A 16572-nucleotide genomic window follows, 5' to 3' on the forward strand; every position below is an offset into this window, starting at 1 on the left:
TCATCGTGCGGAGGCCGCTTTTAGTCTGCTTAGCCAGTCAAAAACCGCGATTCAGGCACCAATCTTCGCCGAAGTTTCACTCGAAGCCTTTTCCGGTCCGCCTGCCGGAAACAGCTTCCAGTAGCGCGGACGAAACGCGATGCGGCTTTTCTCCGCAGCCGGGTGTTCGGCAGGAATTTCGATTTCGATGCGCTCACGCGCGCCGCCCACTTCAAGCTCCACACGCCGCTTACCGCCGGAGCGGCGGCTTGCCACCACCGTGCCTGCGATACAGCCACCGCAACCGTCGAGAAGTTCCACATCATGCGGGCGGAAATAGAGCTGCGCCTCGCCCTCTGCCGCGCCCTCGGCGGTGAGGCCGATATTGCGATCCGTCAGCCAGATCTCGCCATTTTCGACCCGGACCGGAAGCGTGCTGGACTCGCCGATAAATCCATAGACGAAAGGCGAGTTCGGATTGTCATAGATCTCATCGGGCGTGCCGAGCTGTTCGATCCGTCCCTGGCTCATGACCACCACGCGGTCGGCCAGTTCGAGCGCTTCGTCCTGATCATGCGTGACGAAAACGGTCGTATGGCCGGTTTTGTCGTGAATTTCACGCAGCCAGCGGCGCAATTCCTTGCGCACAAGCGCATCGAGCGCGCCAAAAGGCTCGTCGAGCAGCAGAACCTTCGGCTCGATGGCCATGGCGCGGGCAAGCGCGACGCGCTGGCGCTGACCACCGGAAAGCTGGGCGGGATAACGCTTTTCCAGCCCCTGCAACTGCACCAGATCGAGCAATTCCAGCGCACGGCGACGGATTTCGCTGGTGGCAGGACGGGTCGAACCGGGGCGCACTTTGAGGCCAAAACCGATATTGTCCGCGACCGTCATATGCCGGAACAGCGCATAATGCTGAAACACAAAACCAACATTGCGCTCCTGCACGCTCTTCTGCGAGGCGTCTTCCTCACCGAAGAAAATCGTGCCTTCCGTCGGTGTTTCCAGCCCGGCGATCAGACGCAGCAGCGTCGTCTTGCCCGAACCGGACGGGCCGAGCAGCGCGATCAGTTCGCCAGACCGGATATCCAGCGACACATTATGCAAAGCCGGAAAACGGGCAAACTCCTTACGCACGTCGGCAACACGAACTTCCATTCCCTATCCTTCCCCTGCCGCTTCGCGGCCATTTATCCTTGAAGCCGAGCCCGGTTTCAACCACCCGGATCAGCTTTCCAAATTGCCTTCAATGCCCGTTGCTGCCCGCCAGCTCATCGCTATAGCGCAGCTCCAGGATTGTCTTGATCGCCAGCGTCAGAAGCGCAAGCAGAGCCAGAAGCGAAGCCACCGCAAATGCTGCAACGAAATTATACTCGTTATAGAGGATTTCCACGTGCAAAGGCATCGTATTGGTGAGACCGCGAATGCGCCCCGATACCACGGATACCGCCCCGAACTCGCCCATGGCGCGGGCATTACAGAGCAGAACACCATAGAGAAGGCCCCATTTGATATTCGGCAACGTGACATAGCGAAACGTCTGCCAGCCATTAGCGCCAAGTGAAATCGCCGCCTCTTCGTCCCCGGTTCCCTGCTCCTGCATCAGCGGGATCAGCTCGCGCGCCACGAAGGGAAAAGTGACGAAGACCGTCGCCAGAACGATGCCGGGCACCGCGAAGAGTATCTGGATCCCGTGCTGCTCCAGCCATGGCCCAAGCAGGCTGTGACTGGAAAACAGCAGCACGAAGACCAGACCGGAAATCACCGGCGACACCGAAAACGGCAGGTCGATCAGCGTGGTCAGCAGCGCCTTGCCCTTGAACTCGAACTTGGCGATGGCCCATGCAGCGGCAACGCCGAAAACCAGATTGAGTGGCACGGCGATGGCCGCGACCGTCAAGGTGAGCTTGATCGCCGACCAGGCGTCCGGCTCCAGCAAGGCTTCGAGATATTCGGTCGGGCCTTTGCGGAACGCTTCCACAAAAACCGCAATCACCGGCAGGATCAGAAAGAGTGCCAGAAACGCCAGCGCCAGCGCAATCAGGATGATGCGCGTGGTCCGGCTTTCCGTCACGGCGCTACGGCTGGCGCGGCCAGTGCCTGTTGTTTCATTCGCCATAGCCGTATTTCTTTCTCGAACGCGCCTGAATGAGATTAATGAATAAGAGCATCGCGAAGGAAAGCACCAGCATGATGGTGGCGAGCGCCGTCGCACCGGCGTAATCATATTCCTCCAGCTTGACGACGATCAGCAGTGGCGCGATTTCCGACACATAGGGCGTGTTGCCCGCAATAAAGATGACCGAGCCATATTCACCCACGCCGCGTGCGAAGGCGAGCGCAAAGCCGGTCAGGATCGCAGGCTGAAGGCTGGGCAGAAGCACCCGCCAGATGGTCTGGAAACGCGTGGCGCCAAGCGTCGCCGCAGCCTCTTCGACCTCACGGCTGATTTCTTCCATGATCGGCTGCACCGTGCGCACCACGAAAGGCAGGCCGATGAAGATCAGCGCGACCACGATGCCAATGCGCGTAAACGCGATGCGGATGCCGAAGGGCGCAAACAGGCTGCCGATCCAGCCATTCGGTGCATAGATGGCGGCCAGCGCAATACCGGCAACCGCTGTCGGCAGCGCAAAGGGAATATCGACAATGGCATCGATGAAACGGCGGCCCGGAAAGCGATAGCGGGTCAGAACCCAGGCCAGAATAACGCCGAACACGACATTGACCAGCGCGGCGATGAATGCCGTTCCAAAGCTTGTTTCCAGCGATTTCAACGTGCGTTGATCGGTGATCAGCCGCCAGAAGCCGGAGAAACCGATCTCGCTGGAGCGCAGCACGAGGGCCGCCAGCGGAATGAGAATGAGAAGGGTCAGATAGGCAACACTGAAACCGAACGTCAGTCCGAAACCTGGAATGACGCTCGGCTTGCGAAAGTGCGACCCTGCTCTGGCCCGTGCAGGGAGCGAAGACATGCTGTTGTTTTGTTCCCTTTTTCAGTGGCTGCAAATATCAGCTTCGGTTCTGACCGGCTGACTGTGCTTTTGTCTGCCCCTTATTTGCCAGGCTTGTAGATCTGGTCGAACGTACCGCCGTCACCGAAATGGTAAGGCTGCGCCTTGGCCCAACCGCCGAAAATCGGATCGTCGATGGTTACCAGCGTCAGGTCTGGAAGCTTGCGCTGCTGGTCAGCCGGGATGAGGTCCGGCTTCGACGGACGGTAGAAATGCTTGGCTGCGATAGCCTGACCTTCCGGCGAATAGAGATATTCGAGATAGGCCTGCGCCAGCTTGGTGGTGCCGTTCTCCTCGGCGTTCTTGTCAACGACCGCGACCGGGGGTTCAGCCAGGATCGACTGCGGCGGCACGACGATGTCGAACGCATCTTCGCCGAATTCGGCCACGGAAAGATAGGCTTCGTTTTCCCAGGCCAGCAGCACATCGCCGAGCTGACGCTGCACGAAGCTGGTCGTCGCGCCGCGTGCGCCAGTATCAAGCACCGGCACGTGACGGAACAGGTCAGCGATGTAATCCTTGATCTTCTGTTCGTCGCCGCCATACTGCTTGTAGGCCCAGGCCCAGGCGGCAAGATAGTTCCAGCGCGCGCCGCCGGATGTCTTCGGGTTCGGCGTGATGACTTCCACACCGTCCTTCACCAGATCACCCCAGTCCTTGATGGCCTTGGGGTTGCCCTTGCGCACCAGAAAAACGATCGTTGATGTATAAGGCGACGAATTGTTCGGAAGGCGCTTGCGCCATTCCTTGTCGATCTTGCCGGTGCGCGACGCTATCGCGTCGATATCGCTTTCGAGCGCCAGCGTGACCACATCAGCCTTGACGCCGTCGATCACCGAACGGGCCTGCGCGCCCGAACCGCCATGCGATGCGCGGATGGTGACGGTTTCGCCGGTTTCCTTCTTCCAATGCGCCGCAAAGGCCGCATTGTAATCCTTGTAGAGCTCACGCGTCGGATCATAGGACACGTTCAGAAGCGTCTGATCCGCGTGGCTCGCCTGAACGGTTCCGGCCAGCGAGGCCGCTGCCACCAATGCCGCCAAAGTGAGCGAAAGTCTCGATAATTTCACGACCGCCTCCATTGTTTCCTTTGGGCCCCCCACGGGTATCCCTCGTAGCCATTGGTCAGGACAGTATCAGAGGTCTTTGACGACAGGATGCCACAACCTCACCGAAATTTAAAACCGCTTCGAAAAATCTGCTCACTTTTGGGGTTATTTCGGGGATATTTTTTCCAGCGCCCTATCAAAACGCGTCGGGCGGTAGCATCATAAACTCAATGGGCAGGCGCGAGAACTGCCGAAGGCGCAGCGCTGCCCAACGCAAGCGGTGGCTGTTTCGGCTCATTCCATCCCATGTAGTTATAGAACTCATAGCGCCAGACGCCTATCGCTTCATGCAGGGCCAAATCGGTCACCAGAAAAGAAAGTCCCGCCGAAGACATATTGGTATGCGCCGCCGTCAAAAAACCGGCTGCGACCGGCTCGGGCTTCACGCCGAAATGCGCCAGATAGAGCAAGTCACGCTTGATGATCGGCGCTGCTTGCAGCAGCACGATCTTCGCGGGCTTGATCGCACGCAGGATTGCTGCGGTGTTTTTGGCGTTCTGCCAAGTATTCCGGCTCTTTTCGTCCAACAGGATGGAAGCGGGATCAATACCGGCCTTCACCAATTGCCCGGCGATCGATGCCGCCTCGGTCACACCGGTCCCGGCCACATCTGCGCCGCTGACGATGAAGGTGCACTTCAGGGCGCTCTCGATACAGTGATGGTTCATGCCCACGGCAGCAAGGATCGGCCCATAGGAAAAGGCGAGCGGTTCCACCACTTTTTCACCGCGTTCCATGACAGTCTGCGTCCCCATGCCGAAGACGATAAAGGCGGTGTTGTCTTCAAGCGAGGATTGCAGCGTCGATGAATAGGACGACTGCAGGCGGTTCATCAGATAATCGGGCAGGATGGCCGACGCGATTGCGCCATACAGAACGATGCCAACGGCAATCGAAACAAAGCCAAGCTTGCGGCATTTGAAATACCAAAGCAGCAACCCGACAACAATAAATGCAATGGTCAGATTAAGTGTCATATCCGGAAAACCGATTATTATTATAAGTTTAGCAATAATTGATGTATTGAGAGACCACACATCGCCCCAGCTGGCAATCCCAATTATTCCGGAATATTGAACGAGCGCAATGAAAGAATGCCGCGCGCTGTAATCTTTGACGCAAAGATTATCAGTTATTTATAAATACAGCGATTTTATTGAATCACGGCACCAGATAGTGCTTGTCCCACTGGTCGGCGGGGACTTCGTCGCCAATATCATATTGAAAAGACGTTATATTGATGTGTTCATCATCCGTCTTGCAGGTAAAGGCGAGCTTGTACCAGTGCTCGCGGCTGCGGAAGGCAGCACCGTCTGCCGCAATGGAATTCTTCTTCGTCACCGGATCGGAAAAAGCATAGGCCAGCACCTTATCGACCGAAAATTTATTCTGTTCGCGGGTAATCCGCTCCATGGCCTCGACATCGCAGCGCTGTTCCAGACGGGTTACCGGATCGAGCTTTTCGAGCTGCGCTTTCTCGGACGCATTCATCGCGGAAGCAGGCAATGCCATCGAAACCAGGGAAACAAGGCAAGCGAGGGCAAAGGCCGGGGACAAAACAGACATAAACTTCATGAGACTTTCGGATACTCCTCGAAATGCATCGATATATGTCGAAAATTGTTCCCGATGCGAAGCGCGGGACTATAACAGCGATTTGGGACGCAAAGCCGATCATCACCTGAAATTGATATATTACCAGAGCAATTATGACCCAATGCTCTTTTTGACCACAGCTTTTGGCCGGGCCGTCAGTCGGGTTTCGAACAGGATTTGCAGCGATTGATAAGCCCTCATTCCGCAATGGCTCTTGATTTCGCCAGCCCGACCGTGTTTGAAACCTCGAACGCCGCCATCGATGCGAAAGGTAGAGACATGAAGCCCGTATTCCTGCAACTGCAGTGCGCTCCCGGCAAAACCTATGAGGTTGCCGACACTCTCTTTCAGCGCGAGATCGTATCCGAGCTTTATTCGACCAGCGGTGAATTCGACCTGCTGGCGAAAATCTATATCGCCGAGGGCGACGATATCGGCAAGTTCATCAATGAGAACGTGCTCAATATCCCGCATATCGTGCGGTCCCTGACAACGCTGACTTTCACGGCATTCTGATTATCGGCTAATTACCTTCTGAAGCACCCTTCCGGCGGTAAAGATTTGATTCACCATAAGTGAATTATCATGCGGCGAAGGGAACTACCTTCTGTGTTCGCGCATTTTCTGTATGGAAGCGCGGGCCTCGCTCAGTGGGCTCCCGCAGAGGTGAAAGACAGTGATGAACGATCTTGAACAGCGACGCATACTGGTTGTGGAGGACGAAATTTTCGTCGCTCTCGACGTTGCCGCGACTGTGGAAGACGCGAACGGAACGGTTGTCGGTCCGGTCGGGACTGTCCGGCAGGCCATGGATCTCATCAATCGCAATGAAGTCGATGCCGCCATCCTCGATGTCAATCTGATCGACGGCAATGTGGAACCTATCCTCGACCGGCTGAAAAGCCGCAACACATTCGTCGTCATCCATACAGGCGGCGGGCTGCCCGCCGAGCTTGCGGCGCGCTATCCTGAAGTGCCGGTCTTTCAGAAGCCGATCCCGCCCACCATACTGACCCGCACGCTGGCAACCGCCCTTTCAGCCGGCGCGGTGCGCTGAGACCGATGCGGCGGGCGTTCCCGGATTTTGCGACTGTCCTGAAAGAAACCGAGGCGAATTCCGGTCAGGAAGAGGCCGTTCGCCGGTCGCAGATCAATCTTGCATCGGCGTTCTTTTCGGCAGGGTTGGGCGATAGTGCCGCACCCTCACGCCCGGAAATCGATCTTGCGCCGCTTTTCTATGTTGAGGAAAAGTCGGCCGAGAGCGACCAGCGAGAGACTGAACGGCAAGCAATCGCTGAGCGCATGCAAAACCAGTCGCCCGACGCGATACGGCGAGAGTTGAACCTTCACCCCGGCCTGACGCGCGCTGAGCTTCAACGCCTGCGTCGCTCCTTTGCCGCGAGCAATCATCCAGACCGCCTGCCACAAGAGTTTCGCGCCGATGCGGAACAGCGTATGAAGATGGCAAATGCCCTTCTCGACACAGCCATGGCGACAGCAGCAAATTGAGTTCAAGCAATTTCGTTACGTTTTGAGCTCAAATTCTTTTGCATTATAACAAGAACCTGCTAGATTGGGGTCAATTGCGCCTGCGAAAGCTGGCGCACGAGAGAACCCCTTTCGTTGTCCGTAAACCGGCAAATGGTCCCGCTTCTGGCAATATGGGGCAATTTGCGCTTTGCCTGCTGTGGGTGGTTCTGTCATACCGCATTATAAAGTTAGAATAATTCCTAAAAGGTCAGAAAATGCCTCCTTATCGTTCGCGAACAACCACCCACGGCCGCAATATGGCGGGTGCGCGCGGCCTATGGCGCGCCACCGGCATGAAGGATGAGGATTTCGGCAAGCCGATTATTGCTGTGGTGAACTCGTTCACACAGTTCGTGCCGGGCCACGTTCACCTTAAGGATCTCGGCCAGCTCGTCGCGCGCGAAATCGAAAGTGCTGGCGGCGTGGCCAAGGAATTCAACACCATCGCGGTCGATGACGGCATCGCCATGGGCCATGACGGCATGCTCTATTCGCTGCCATCGCGCGAACTCATCGCCGACTCGGTCGAATATATGGTCAATGCCCATTGCGCCGATGCGATGGTCTGCATTTCCAATTGCGACAAGATCACCCCGGGCATGCTGATGGCCGCGCTGCGCCTGAATATTCCGGTCGTGTTCGTTTCGGGCGGACCGATGGAAGCGGGCAAGGTCGTCTGGGACGACCAGATCAAGAAGCTCGACCTGGTTGACGCCATGGTCGCCGCTGCCGACGATCACTATACCGACGAGCAGGTCAAGACGATTGAACGCTCCGCCTGCCCGACCTGCGGTTCGTGCTCGGGCATGTTCACCGCAAACTCGATGAACTGCCTCACCGAAGCGCTTGGCCTGTCACTGCCGGGCAACGGCTCGACGCTCGCAACCCATGCCGACCGCAAGCGCCTCTTCGTAGAAGCCGGCCATCTAGTCGTCGATCTCGCCCGCCGTTATTACGAGCAGGACGATGAAAGCGTGCTGCCGCGCTCGATTGCAAGCTTCCCGGCGTTTGAAAACGCCATGACGCTCGACATCGCCATGGGCGGTTCGACCAATACGGTTCTGCATCTTCTCGCCGCCGCGCAGGAAGCCGAAATCGATTTCACCATGGCCGATATCGACCGCCTGTCGCGCCGCGTGCCGGTGCTTTGCAAGGTCGCCCCTGCCAACAATACGGTTCACATGGAAGATGTGCACCGCGCGGGCGGCATCATGGGGATTCTCGGCCAGCTCGACAAAGCGGGCCTGATCAATACCGATCTGCCGACCGTGCACAGCCAGACGGTTGCCAAGGCGCTGGATCATTGGGACGTGACCCGTACCAACAGCGAAATGGTGCACAAGTTCTATTCGGCGGCACCGGGAGGCGTGCCGACGCAGGTGGCATTCAGCCAGGAGCGCCGCTTTGATAGCGTCGATACCGACCGCGAAAAGGGTGTTATCCGCTCCAAGGAACACGCGTTTAGTCAGGATGGCGGTCTGGCCGTGCTTTACGGCAATCTGGCGGAAGACGGCTGCATCGTGAAAACGGCAGGCGTGGATGATTCCATCCTTAAGTTCTCCGGCCCGGCGCGTATTTTCGAAAGCCAGGATACGGCGGTACTCGGCATTTTGAACGGCAAGATCAAGGCTGGCGATATCGTGCTGATCCGCTATGAAGGCCCACGCGGCGGCCCCGGCATGCAGGAAATGCTCTACCCGACCAGCTATCTGAAGTCGAAAGGCCTCGGCAAGGCCTGCGCGCTGATCACAGACGGTCGTTTCTCGGGCGGCTCGTCGGGCCTCTCCATCGGCCATGTTTCCCCGGAAGCAGCCGAAGGCGGTACGATCGGTCTGGTGCGCGAAGGCGATATCATCGATATCGATATTCCGAACCGCAAGATTCACCTCGCCGTGGACGATGCGACGCTGGCCGAACGCCGCGCAGAGCAGGAAGCAACAGGCTGGAAGCCAGCCGAAGAGCGCAAGCGCAAGATTTCCACCGCGCTGAAGGCCTATGCTTCCATGGCAACCAGCGCCGCCAAGGGTGCGGTGCGGAAATTGCCGGATTGATTGGATTGATCAAAAGAAAAGCAAAAGCCCCGCAAATGCGGGGCTTTTTCATAATCTGCTCGTTGTAAACCCGTTGCTTCGCCCCATCATCCTGAGGAGTGGCCTGAGCTTGCGAAGGGAACCGTCTCGAAGGGCTGAGGGGAGATGTGCGTTTTTCCCTCAGCCCTTCGATCCTTCGACAAGCTCAGGGTGATGCGCTGTTTTCAACAGCTCCTTAGGATGAGGGAAAAGAGCAGCGCAGCAACGTCCATAAACCACGACGTTGTAAGGTCGATGATTATTGAAAGGCCTTTTCCACCGCAGGCATCAGATCATCCCGCACCGACTCCGGCGTGAACGGGCCGACATGCTTATAAATGATCTTGCCGTCCGGGCCGACGAGGAAGGTTTCCGGCACGCCGTAGACGCCCCATTCGATGGCTGAGCGACCCACGCGGTCGGCGCCGACAGCGGCAAAGGGATTGCCGAGATCGCCCAGAAAGCGGCGGGCGTTTTCGGGCTGGTCCTTGTAGTTAAGGCCCACCAGACGGATGCGGCTGTCCCTGGCGATTTCCATCAGGAGCGGATGCTCCTGACGGCAGGGAACGCACCACGATCCCCAGACATTCACCAGTGTCAGCTTGCCCCCCGGACCCGTTTTGAAATCTTCGCTGTTGAGGCCCGGCACCGGAACGCCATCGCGCATCAGGCCTTCGACCGCCGGGAGATTGGTTTGCGGCGCTTGCTTGCCGATCAAAGCAGATGGAATAGCGGAACTGTCCTTGCCGGACAAAAGCTGCACGGCAAAGACGGCTGCAAGCCCCACAAACACCAGCAGCGGTAGCAGTGCTACCCATGTGGCACGCTTTTTCGGCGCGGCAGTCTTTTGCGTCGTTTCGCTCATTGAACCGGCGCCTTTGACGAGCGGCGGCGCACGCCCTGCGCTTCAAGCCGCTTCTGCTCATTCTTCTGGATACGCTGATCGATATATATCCAGCCGACAGTCAGGATAAGCGCCACAATGGTGATGCCATAAGCGGCCATGACGAAGCCGAGATGATTGCTCATTCCGCGCCCTCCTCCTGCATTTGTTTGCCGCGTTTGCGATCAGCGTTGCGGGCGGCCAGTTTCTTCATCGAAGCCACGCGGCGACGCCATATTTCGTTGCGCATCGCCATCATATGCAGCGCAAGGAACAGCAGCGTGAAGCCAATCGCCATCACGAATAACGGGCGCAACATGGAGCCATCGATGGTCGGCCCGCCTATGCGGAAAACAGAAGCTGGCTGGTGCAGCGTGTTCCACCAGTCGACCGAGAATTTGATGATCGGGATGTTGATGAAGCCCACCAGCGTCAGCACCGCCACCGGCTTGGCACTCTTGGCCGGATCGGCGAAGGCGCGCGATAGCGCGATGATGCCGAGATACATCAGGAACAGCACGAAAACCGAGGTCAGGCGTGCATCCCACACCCACCACGTGCCCCACATGGGCTTACCCCAGAGCGAACCCGTGGCAAGCGCCAAAGCCGTGAACACCGCGCCCAGTGGCGCTGCGGCCCGGATCGAGACATCAGCCAGCGGATGCCGCCAGACCAGCGTGCCGAGAGCCGACACTGCCATGATCGAGTAACACATCATGGAAAGCCATGCGAAAGGCACATGGATATACATGATGCGGACTGTGAGGCCTTGCTGGTAATCGTCCGGCGACAGGAAAACCATACCGAGACCGGCGGCAAGGAACAGAACGGCAAGCCCCGCCAGCCACGGCAAAACCTTGCCCGCAAAAGCGAGGAAGCGTGTGGGATTGGCCATATCGAGCCAGCTTGCGGTTTTCACGGCGTCTTTCGTCATGACCTATACTTAACCTCCCCCCTTATGCCGTTCAATTGACCGCGCTCAACTGCGTCAATCGGTCGAGCATGATCCGATTCCGATCGTAGCGGGATCAGAAAACAGTCCAGTGGACTGTTTTCCCCGCGAAGGCGGTTCCCACTTTTCGGGATCATGCTCAATCCGCCGAATTCTTCAGCGCCGCGCTCGCGGCCAGCGGCCCCAGCACAGCGAAAAACAGCGTCAGTGCGGCAAGCACCAGAAATGGAGCCAGAAAGGGGGCGTTGTCTACCGTCGCTCCGTAAGAAGCAGATACACCAAAAATGAGAACCGGAATGGTGAGCGGCAGCACGATGACCGAAACAAGCAGTCCGCCGCGCGGCAGAGCCACCGCCAGCGCCGCACCCACCGCACCGACAAAGGCGATGGCGGGTGTGCCGACCAGAAGCGTCAGGGTTGTGGCACCGATTGCCGCCGCATCCATATTCATGAATAGGCCGAGCATTGGCGAGGCGATTACCAGCGGCAAGACACTCGCCGTCCAATGGGCGACGCATTTGACCAGAACCGTGAGCGCCAGCATGTGACGGTCGGAGCCGATCAGCAGCAGATCGAGCGAGCCATCGTCACGGTCGGCCTGAAAGAGCCGGTCGAGGCCGAGCAGCGTCGCCAGCAAGGCGCCGATCCACAGCATGGCCGGACCGATCCGCGCCAGTAGATTGAGGTCCGGGCCGACGCCGAATGGCATCACCGAAATAACAGCGAGAAAGAACAATATGCCGACCAGCGCACCGCCGCCCGCGCGAAAGCTCAGGCGCATGTCGCGAAGGAACAGCGCCAGCATCAAAACGCCTCATGCGAGAATCTGGCCATATCGAGCGTGTTCGCACCTTCCAGCCCCAGCGGAATATGCGTGGCGGCAATGATCATGCCGCCCTGTTGCAGATGGTCGCGCATCAGCACGGCAAAACGGGTTTCCGACGCCTTGTCGAGACCGGCGGTCGGCTCATCGACAATCCATAGCGGGCGATGGCTGACCAGAAGCTTGGCTATGGAGACGCGGCGCTTTTGCCCGGTGGAGAGATAGCCGAAAGGCAGATGTTCGACGCCGGGCAGGTTGACAGCTTCCAGCGCGTCATCAATGTCGAGCGCTCCCGCGCCGTTAAAACGCTGCCAGAACAAAAGATTTTCGCGCACGCTCAAGGCCGGTTTCATCGCATTTTGATGGCCGAGATAATGACAGGCCGCCTGCACGGGCAGCGATGCGCCGTCCTCGATCAGTGCGATCCGGCCTTCTTCCGGCGCGAGCAGACCGCAGATGATTCGCAGCAAGGTGGATTTGCCGGACCCGTTCGGGCCGGTCACAACCAGCGCCTCCCCGCCATCGAGCGTGAAAGAAAGGTTGGAGAAGATCGTCTCGCCACCCCGTTCGCCACCCAGATTTTCGGCCTCAAGCCGCATTTTCTCTCCTCAAAAACCAACCGTCTCCCAGAGTCTCGGGAACGAACGGAAGGATCGCAACATTTCGCCGCAAGGCAGCGAATTCACGAAATTCAGTCTGGAATCGTTTTAGAAAACTCTCTATATGAGGGCTACCACGCCAGCGGTCGGCGTGGAAACCATTTTTGGCCGATCTCAAACACCTGGCGCCCGTGAGGACCCAGGCTTCGGGACGGACAGCGGAAATGACTGCACCCGCACCTTGGCGCGTCCTTGAAACGCTAGCCTAGGCGTTCGTCCTGGTTTTCCGGCCAGTAGCATAAGGACGAACGCAGTGTCACACATTGACAGCTTCAAATGTCGCAAAACCCTCACCGTCGGCGGTAAAGACTATGTCTATTACAGCCTGACCGAAGCCGAAAAGAACGGCCTCGAAGGCGTTTCCAAGCTTCCTTTCTCCATGAAGGTTCTTCTTGAGAACCTGCTTCGCTTCGAGGACGACCGCTCCGTCAAGAAGTCGGATATTGAAGCTGTCGCCAAGTGGCTGGCCGACCGCGGCAAAGCCGGTGCAGAAATCGCCTACCGCCCGGCCCGCGTTCTCATGCAGGATTTCACCGGCGTTCCAGCTGTTGTCGACCTTGCAGCCATGCGCGACGGCCTCAAGGCGCTCGGCGGCGACCCGGAAAAGATCAACCCGCTCGTGCCCGTCGATCTGGTCATCGATCACTCGGTCATCGTTGACGAATTCGGCAATCCAAGCGCATTCAAGGCCAATGTGGACCTCGAATATCAGCGCAACGGCGAACGCTACCGCTTTCTGAAGTGGGGCCAGCAGGCGTTCCAGAACTTCCGCGTTGTTCCTCCAGGCACCGGCATCTGCCATCAGGTGAACCTCGAATATCTGGCCCAGGCAGTCTGGACCAAGGAAGAAGACGGCGAAACCGTCGCTTATCCCGACACCTGCGTCGGCACCGACAGCCACACCACCATGGTCAACGGCCTTGGCGTTCTGGGCTGGGGCGTGGGCGGCATCGAAGCTGAAGCTGCCATGCTCGGCCAGCCGGTTTCCATGCTTCTGCCGGAAGTCGTCGGCTTCCGCCTGACCGGCAAAGTCAAGGAAGGTGTCACCGCGACCGACCTCGTGCTCACCGTCACGCAGATGCTGCGCAAGAAGGGCGTTGTCGGCAAGTTCGTCGAATTCTTCGGCGAAGGCCTCGAAAACATGACGCTGGCCGACCGTGCGACCATCGCAAATATGGGTCCGGAATATGGCGCAACCTGCGGCTTCTTCCCGGTTGACAGCGAAACGCTGAACTACATGAACACCACCGGTCGCGACGAACATCGCATCGAGCTGGTTGAAGCATACTGCCGTGCGCAGGGCATGTGGCGCGACAAGGGTGCAGCCGATCCGGTCTTCACCGACGTTCTCGAACTCGACATGGGCGATGTTGTTCCCTCGATGGCCGGCCCGAAGCGTCCGGAAGGCCGCATTCCGCTGGAAAACATCGGGTCCGGTTTCGCGACCTCGCTCGAAAACGAATACAAGAAGACCACCGGCCAGACCACGCGCTATGCCGTCGAAGGCGAAGATTTCGACCTCGGCCATGGCGATGTGGTGATTGCCGCTATCACGTCCTGCACCAACACCTCGAACCCGAGCGTGTTGATCGCTGCCGGTCTTCTGGCCCGCAACGCCGTCGCCAAGGGCCTCAAGACCAAGCCTTGGGTCAAGACCTCGCTCGCGCCCGGCTCTCAGGTCGTTGCCGCCTATCTCGAATCCGCCGGTCTCCAGAAGGATCTCGATGCGCTCGGCTTCAACCTCGTCGGCTTCGGCTGCACGACCTGCATCGGCAATTCCGGTCCGCTGCCGGCACCGATCTCCAAGACCATCAACGAAAAGGGCCTGATCGCGGCTGCCGTTCTGTCCGGCAACCGTAACTTCGAAGGCCGCGTTTCGCCGGATGTACAGGCAAACTACCTTGCTTCGCCACCGCTTGTCGTCGCTCATGCTCTTGCCGGTACGGTCACCAAGGACCTGACCAAGGAGCCGCTTGGCGAAGACCAGAACGGCAACCCGGTATACCTCCGCGACATCTGGCCTTCCTCTCAGGAAATCCAGGACTTCATCGCCAAGAACGTCACCCGCAAAATCTTCTCGGAGAAATATGCGGACGTGTTCAAGGGCGACGAAAACTGGCAGGCCGTTCAGGTTCCTGCGGGCCAGACCTATGCATGGGACGACAACTCGACCTATGTGCAGAACCCGCCTTACTTCGTGGGCATGGGCAAGTCGGCTGGCACGATCGGCGACGTGAAGGGTGCTCGTATTCTTGGCCTCTTCGGCGACAAGATCACGACTGACCACATTTCGCCTGCCGGTTCGATCAAGGCGCAGTCGCCTGCCGGTAAGTACCTCATCGACCATGGCGTTGGCGTTGCCGACTTCAACCAGTACGGCACGCGTCGCGGCAACCATGAAGTGATGATGCGCGGCACCTTCGCCAACATCCGTATCCGCAACCACATGCTGGGCGAAAACGGACGTGAAGGCGGCTACACCATCCATTACCCGTCGAAGGAAGAAACCTCGATCTATGATGCTGCCATGCAGTACAAGGCCGAGGGCGTGCCGCTCGTCGTCTTCGCAGGCGTCGAATACGGTAACGGTTCTTCGCGTGACTGGGCTGCCAAGGGCACCAACCTGCTTGGCGTGAAGGCCGTGATTGCGCAGTCCTTCGAGCGTATCCACCGTTCCAACCTCGTCGGCATGGGCATTGTGCCTTTCGTCTTCGAGGAAGGCACGAGCTGGCAGACGCTGGGCCTGAAGGGCGACGAAATCGTCACCATCGAAGGTCTGGCCGATGTGCGTCCGCGTCAGAAGGTCGAAGCTTCCATCACCTATGCCGACGGCTCGGTGAAGAAGGTTCCGCTCATCTGCCGCATCGATACGCTGGACGAGCTCGACTACATGAAGAACGGCGGCATTCTGCAGACCGTTCTGCGCGATCTCGCTGCTTAATCAGCGCCCGACTGAAACAAAAAGGCCGCCGGAGCAATCCGGCGGCCTTTTTGTTTCTGACGCAAATAGAGCACACTCGCCGCCGAATCTCACCGCAACGTGAATTCCCATTGATCGGCGTAATTCCTACATAATAGATGTCACCGTCAATTAATGCAGGATCATACAAAGTGACCGTTCAGCCCTCATTCTATGGAACAGCCACATGGCTGACCGGCGATTCCCTGCCGGGCTGGCGCAATGTCTGCGCCGTTCTGGGGCTGGCTTTCACCGGTTGCGTTTCCATGCAGGGTTCTGCATCGGCTGAAGCAGCGCCCAAGAAAACCGCGGTGGTAGAGCTTTTCACCAGTCAGGGCTGCAAGTCCTGCCCGAAGGCGGACGATAATTTTGCCAAGTTCGCCGATGACCCCAGCGTGCTGGCGCTGTCGTTCCACGTCAATTACTGGGATTATATGGGGTGGCGCGACACGCTTGCCACTCAGGATAATACCGACCGCCAAAATGCTTACCGTAACTCCTTCAACGCGCGCATGATCTATACGCCGCAGGCCATCATCAATGGTCAGGCAGAGGTCAATGGGCGCGATGCGGGCGCCATCAAGGCGCAGGTCGCCGCCGACAAGCTGACAGTGCCGGTTGCGATCAACCGGCTCGACGATGGTCGTCTGTCCATCGAGATCGGGGCTGGCGAAAAGCCAAAGTCGCCGGTGCATGTCGTTCTGTTCTATTTCCGCGATGCGGTCACCATCCCAATCACTGAAGGCGAGAATGCCGGTCAGGATATCACCTACCGAAACACGGTGAGTGAGATCAACACGATCGGCATGTGGGATGGCAAGCCGCTGAAAATCGAGCTCCCTGCTTCCGAATTGAAGCGTAAGGATGTTTCCGGTTGCGCGGTCATTCTTCAGGAAACCCGGGACGACAACTCGCTCGGGCGCATTCATGGCGCAGCCATGTTCAAGCAGAAAGCGCCGGTCGGGTTCTGATCGCAGGCATTCGTCCGCAAGCCATTAT

The 16572-nt window shown here is 58.3% G+C and carries 17 protein-coding genes; 6 read left to right on the forward strand and 11 right to left on the reverse strand.

Annotation, left to right across the window (positions count from 1 at the left end):
* Nucleotides 1-51: 51 nt before the first annotated feature.
* From FIC94_RS07725 to FIC94_RS07750, 6 genes are all read right to left on the reverse strand, one after another.
* Nucleotides 52-1137: a sulfate/molybdate ABC transporter ATP-binding protein gene (locus tag FIC94_RS07725; RefSeq protein ID WP_140024478.1), complete on the reverse strand. Its 1086-nt coding sequence runs from the start codon at nt 1135-1137 to the stop codon at nt 52-54.
* Nucleotides 1138-1225: 88 nt separating this feature from the next.
* A complete protein-coding gene (cysW, locus tag FIC94_RS07730) occupies nt 1226-2098 on the reverse strand; it encodes a sulfate ABC transporter permease subunit CysW (RefSeq protein WP_140024479.1) in 873 nt (290 codons plus the stop codon).
* Nucleotides 2088-2954, reverse strand: a complete 867-nt coding sequence (gene cysT / locus FIC94_RS07735) for a sulfate ABC transporter permease subunit CysT (protein WP_109368142.1) — start codon at nt 2952-2954, stop codon at nt 2088-2090. The genes cysW and cysT overlap by 11 nt, the downstream gene beginning before the upstream one ends.
* 80 nt (nt 2955-3034) lie before the next feature.
* Nucleotides 3035-4063: a sulfate ABC transporter substrate-binding protein gene (locus tag FIC94_RS07740; RefSeq protein ID WP_121537440.1), complete on the reverse strand. Its 1029-nt coding sequence runs from the start codon at nt 4061-4063 to the stop codon at nt 3035-3037.
* 206 nt (nt 4064-4269) lie between these two features.
* Nucleotides 4270-5079 carry a YdcF family protein gene (locus FIC94_RS07745; RefSeq protein ID WP_121537060.1) on the reverse strand — a complete coding sequence of 270 codons (810 nt, stop codon included), beginning with the start codon at nt 5077-5079 and terminating at the stop codon, nt 4270-4272.
* A gap of 184 nt (nt 5080-5263) precedes the next feature.
* Nucleotides 5264-5677 carry a DUF930 domain-containing protein gene (locus FIC94_RS07750; RefSeq protein ID WP_109368141.1) on the reverse strand — a complete coding sequence of 138 codons (414 nt, stop codon included), beginning with the start codon at nt 5675-5677 and terminating at the stop codon, nt 5264-5266.
* 300 nt (nt 5678-5977) lie between these two features.
* Between FIC94_RS07750 and FIC94_RS07755 the strand changes: the two genes are divergently transcribed.
* From FIC94_RS07755 to ilvD, 4 genes are all read left to right on the forward strand, one after another.
* Nucleotides 5978-6214, forward strand: a complete 237-nt coding sequence (locus tag FIC94_RS07755; RefSeq protein ID WP_140024552.1) for an Lrp/AsnC ligand binding domain-containing protein — start codon at nt 5978-5980, stop codon at nt 6212-6214.
* A 163-nt stretch (nt 6215-6377) separates the two neighbouring features.
* Nucleotides 6378-6755: a response regulator gene (locus FIC94_RS07760; RefSeq protein ID WP_109368140.1), complete on the forward strand. Its 378-nt coding sequence runs from the start codon at nt 6378-6380 to the stop codon at nt 6753-6755.
* 5 nt (nt 6756-6760) lie between these two features.
* Complete coding sequence (locus tag FIC94_RS07765) at nt 6761-7207, forward strand: hypothetical protein (protein ID WP_140024480.1); 447 nt, start codon at nt 6761-6763, stop codon at nt 7205-7207.
* A 236-nt stretch (nt 7208-7443) separates the two neighbouring features.
* Nucleotides 7444-9279, forward strand: a complete 1836-nt coding sequence (gene ilvD, locus FIC94_RS07770) for a dihydroxy-acid dehydratase (protein WP_121537056.1) — start codon at nt 7444-7446, stop codon at nt 9277-9279.
* 277 nt (nt 9280-9556) lie between these two features.
* Here ilvD and FIC94_RS07775 read toward each other — a convergent pair whose 3' ends face one another.
* From FIC94_RS07775 to ccmA, 5 genes are all read right to left on the reverse strand, one after another.
* Nucleotides 9557-10162, reverse strand: a complete 606-nt coding sequence (locus FIC94_RS07775) for a DsbE family thiol:disulfide interchange protein (RefSeq protein ID WP_140024481.1) — start codon at nt 10160-10162, stop codon at nt 9557-9559.
* The gene (gene ccmD, locus FIC94_RS07780; protein WP_140024482.1) at nt 10159-10326 is read right to left on the reverse strand and encodes a heme exporter protein CcmD; all 168 of its coding nucleotides are present in this window, start codon (nt 10324-10326) and stop codon (nt 10159-10161) included. Before ccmD ends, FIC94_RS07775 begins: the two co-directional genes overlap by 4 nt.
* Complete coding sequence (locus FIC94_RS07785) at nt 10323-11114, reverse strand: heme ABC transporter permease (RefSeq protein WP_140024483.1); 792 nt, start codon at nt 11112-11114, stop codon at nt 10323-10325. The genes ccmD and FIC94_RS07785 overlap by 4 nt, the downstream gene beginning before the upstream one ends.
* Nucleotides 11115-11271: 157 nt before the next feature.
* Nucleotides 11272-11937, reverse strand: a complete 666-nt coding sequence (ccmB, locus tag FIC94_RS07790; RefSeq protein ID WP_121537048.1) for a heme exporter protein CcmB — start codon at nt 11935-11937, stop codon at nt 11272-11274.
* Nucleotides 11937-12554 (reverse strand): heme ABC exporter ATP-binding protein CcmA, encoded by a 618-nt coding sequence (ccmA, locus tag FIC94_RS07795; RefSeq protein WP_121537046.1) that lies wholly within the window; start codon nt 12552-12554, stop codon nt 11937-11939. Before ccmA ends, ccmB begins: the two co-directional genes overlap by 1 nt.
* A gap of 313 nt (nt 12555-12867) precedes the next feature.
* Here ccmA and acnA point away from each other — a divergent pair, with 313 nt between their 5' ends.
* The gene (gene acnA, locus FIC94_RS07805; RefSeq protein WP_121537044.1) at nt 12868-15555 is read left to right on the forward strand and encodes an aconitate hydratase AcnA; all 2688 of its coding nucleotides are present in this window, start codon (nt 12868-12870) and stop codon (nt 15553-15555) included.
* 254 nt (nt 15556-15809) lie between these two features.
* Nucleotides 15810-16544 (forward strand): DUF1223 domain-containing protein, encoded by a 735-nt coding sequence (locus tag FIC94_RS07810; protein WP_109370140.1) that lies wholly within the window; start codon nt 15810-15812, stop codon nt 16542-16544.
* Nucleotides 16545-16572 lie beyond the last annotated feature (28 nt).

This window comes from Ochrobactrum teleogrylli (assembly GCF_006376685.1).
GTDB classification, from domain to species: Bacteria; Pseudomonadota; Alphaproteobacteria; order Rhizobiales; family Rhizobiaceae; genus Brucella; species Brucella teleogrylli.

Bases quoted from the DNA above. Each gene is read 5' to 3' on its own strand.
- cysW (WP_140024479.1), bottom strand. From the start codon at position 2,098: ATGGCGAATGAAACAACAGGCACTGGCCGCGCCAGCCGTAGCGCCGTG.
- FIC94_RS07765 (WP_140024480.1), top strand. From the start codon at position 6,761: ATGCGGCGGGCGTTCCCGGATTTTGCGACTGTCCTGAAAGAAACCGAG.
- FIC94_RS07775 (WP_140024481.1), bottom strand. From the start codon at position 10,162: ATGAGCGAAACGACGCAAAAGACTGCCGCGCCGAAAAAGCGTGCCACA.
- FIC94_RS07725 (WP_140024478.1), bottom strand. From the start codon at position 1,137: ATGGAAGTTCGTGTTGCCGACGTGCGTAAGGAGTTTGCCCGTTTTCCG.
- ilvD (WP_121537056.1), top strand. From the start codon at position 7,444: ATGCCTCCTTATCGTTCGCGAACAACCACCCACGGCCGCAATATGGCG.
- cysT (WP_109368142.1), bottom strand. From the start codon at position 2,954: ATGTCTTCGCTCCCTGCACGGGCCAGAGCAGGGTCGCACTTTCGCAAG.
- ccmA (WP_121537046.1), bottom strand. From the start codon at position 12,554: ATGCGGCTTGAGGCCGAAAATCTGGGTGGCGAACGGGGTGGCGAGACG.
- FIC94_RS07750 (WP_109368141.1), bottom strand. From the start codon at position 5,677: ATGAAGTTTATGTCTGTTTTGTCCCCGGCCTTTGCCCTCGCTTGCCTT.
- FIC94_RS07760 (WP_109368140.1), top strand. From the start codon at position 6,378: ATGAACGATCTTGAACAGCGACGCATACTGGTTGTGGAGGACGAAATT.
- FIC94_RS07785 (WP_140024483.1), bottom strand. From the start codon at position 11,114: ATGACGAAAGACGCCGTGAAAACCGCAAGCTGGCTCGATATGGCCAAT.
- FIC94_RS07745 (WP_121537060.1), bottom strand. From the start codon at position 5,079: ATGACACTTAATCTGACCATTGCATTTATTGTTGTCGGGTTGCTGCTT.
- FIC94_RS07755 (WP_140024552.1), top strand. From the start codon at position 5,978: ATGAAGCCCGTATTCCTGCAACTGCAGTGCGCTCCCGGCAAAACCTAT.
- ccmB (WP_121537048.1), bottom strand. From the start codon at position 11,937: ATGCTGGCGCTGTTCCTTCGCGACATGCGCCTGAGCTTTCGCGCGGGC.
- ccmD (WP_140024482.1), bottom strand. From the start codon at position 10,326: ATGAGCAATCATCTCGGCTTCGTCATGGCCGCTTATGGCATCACCATT.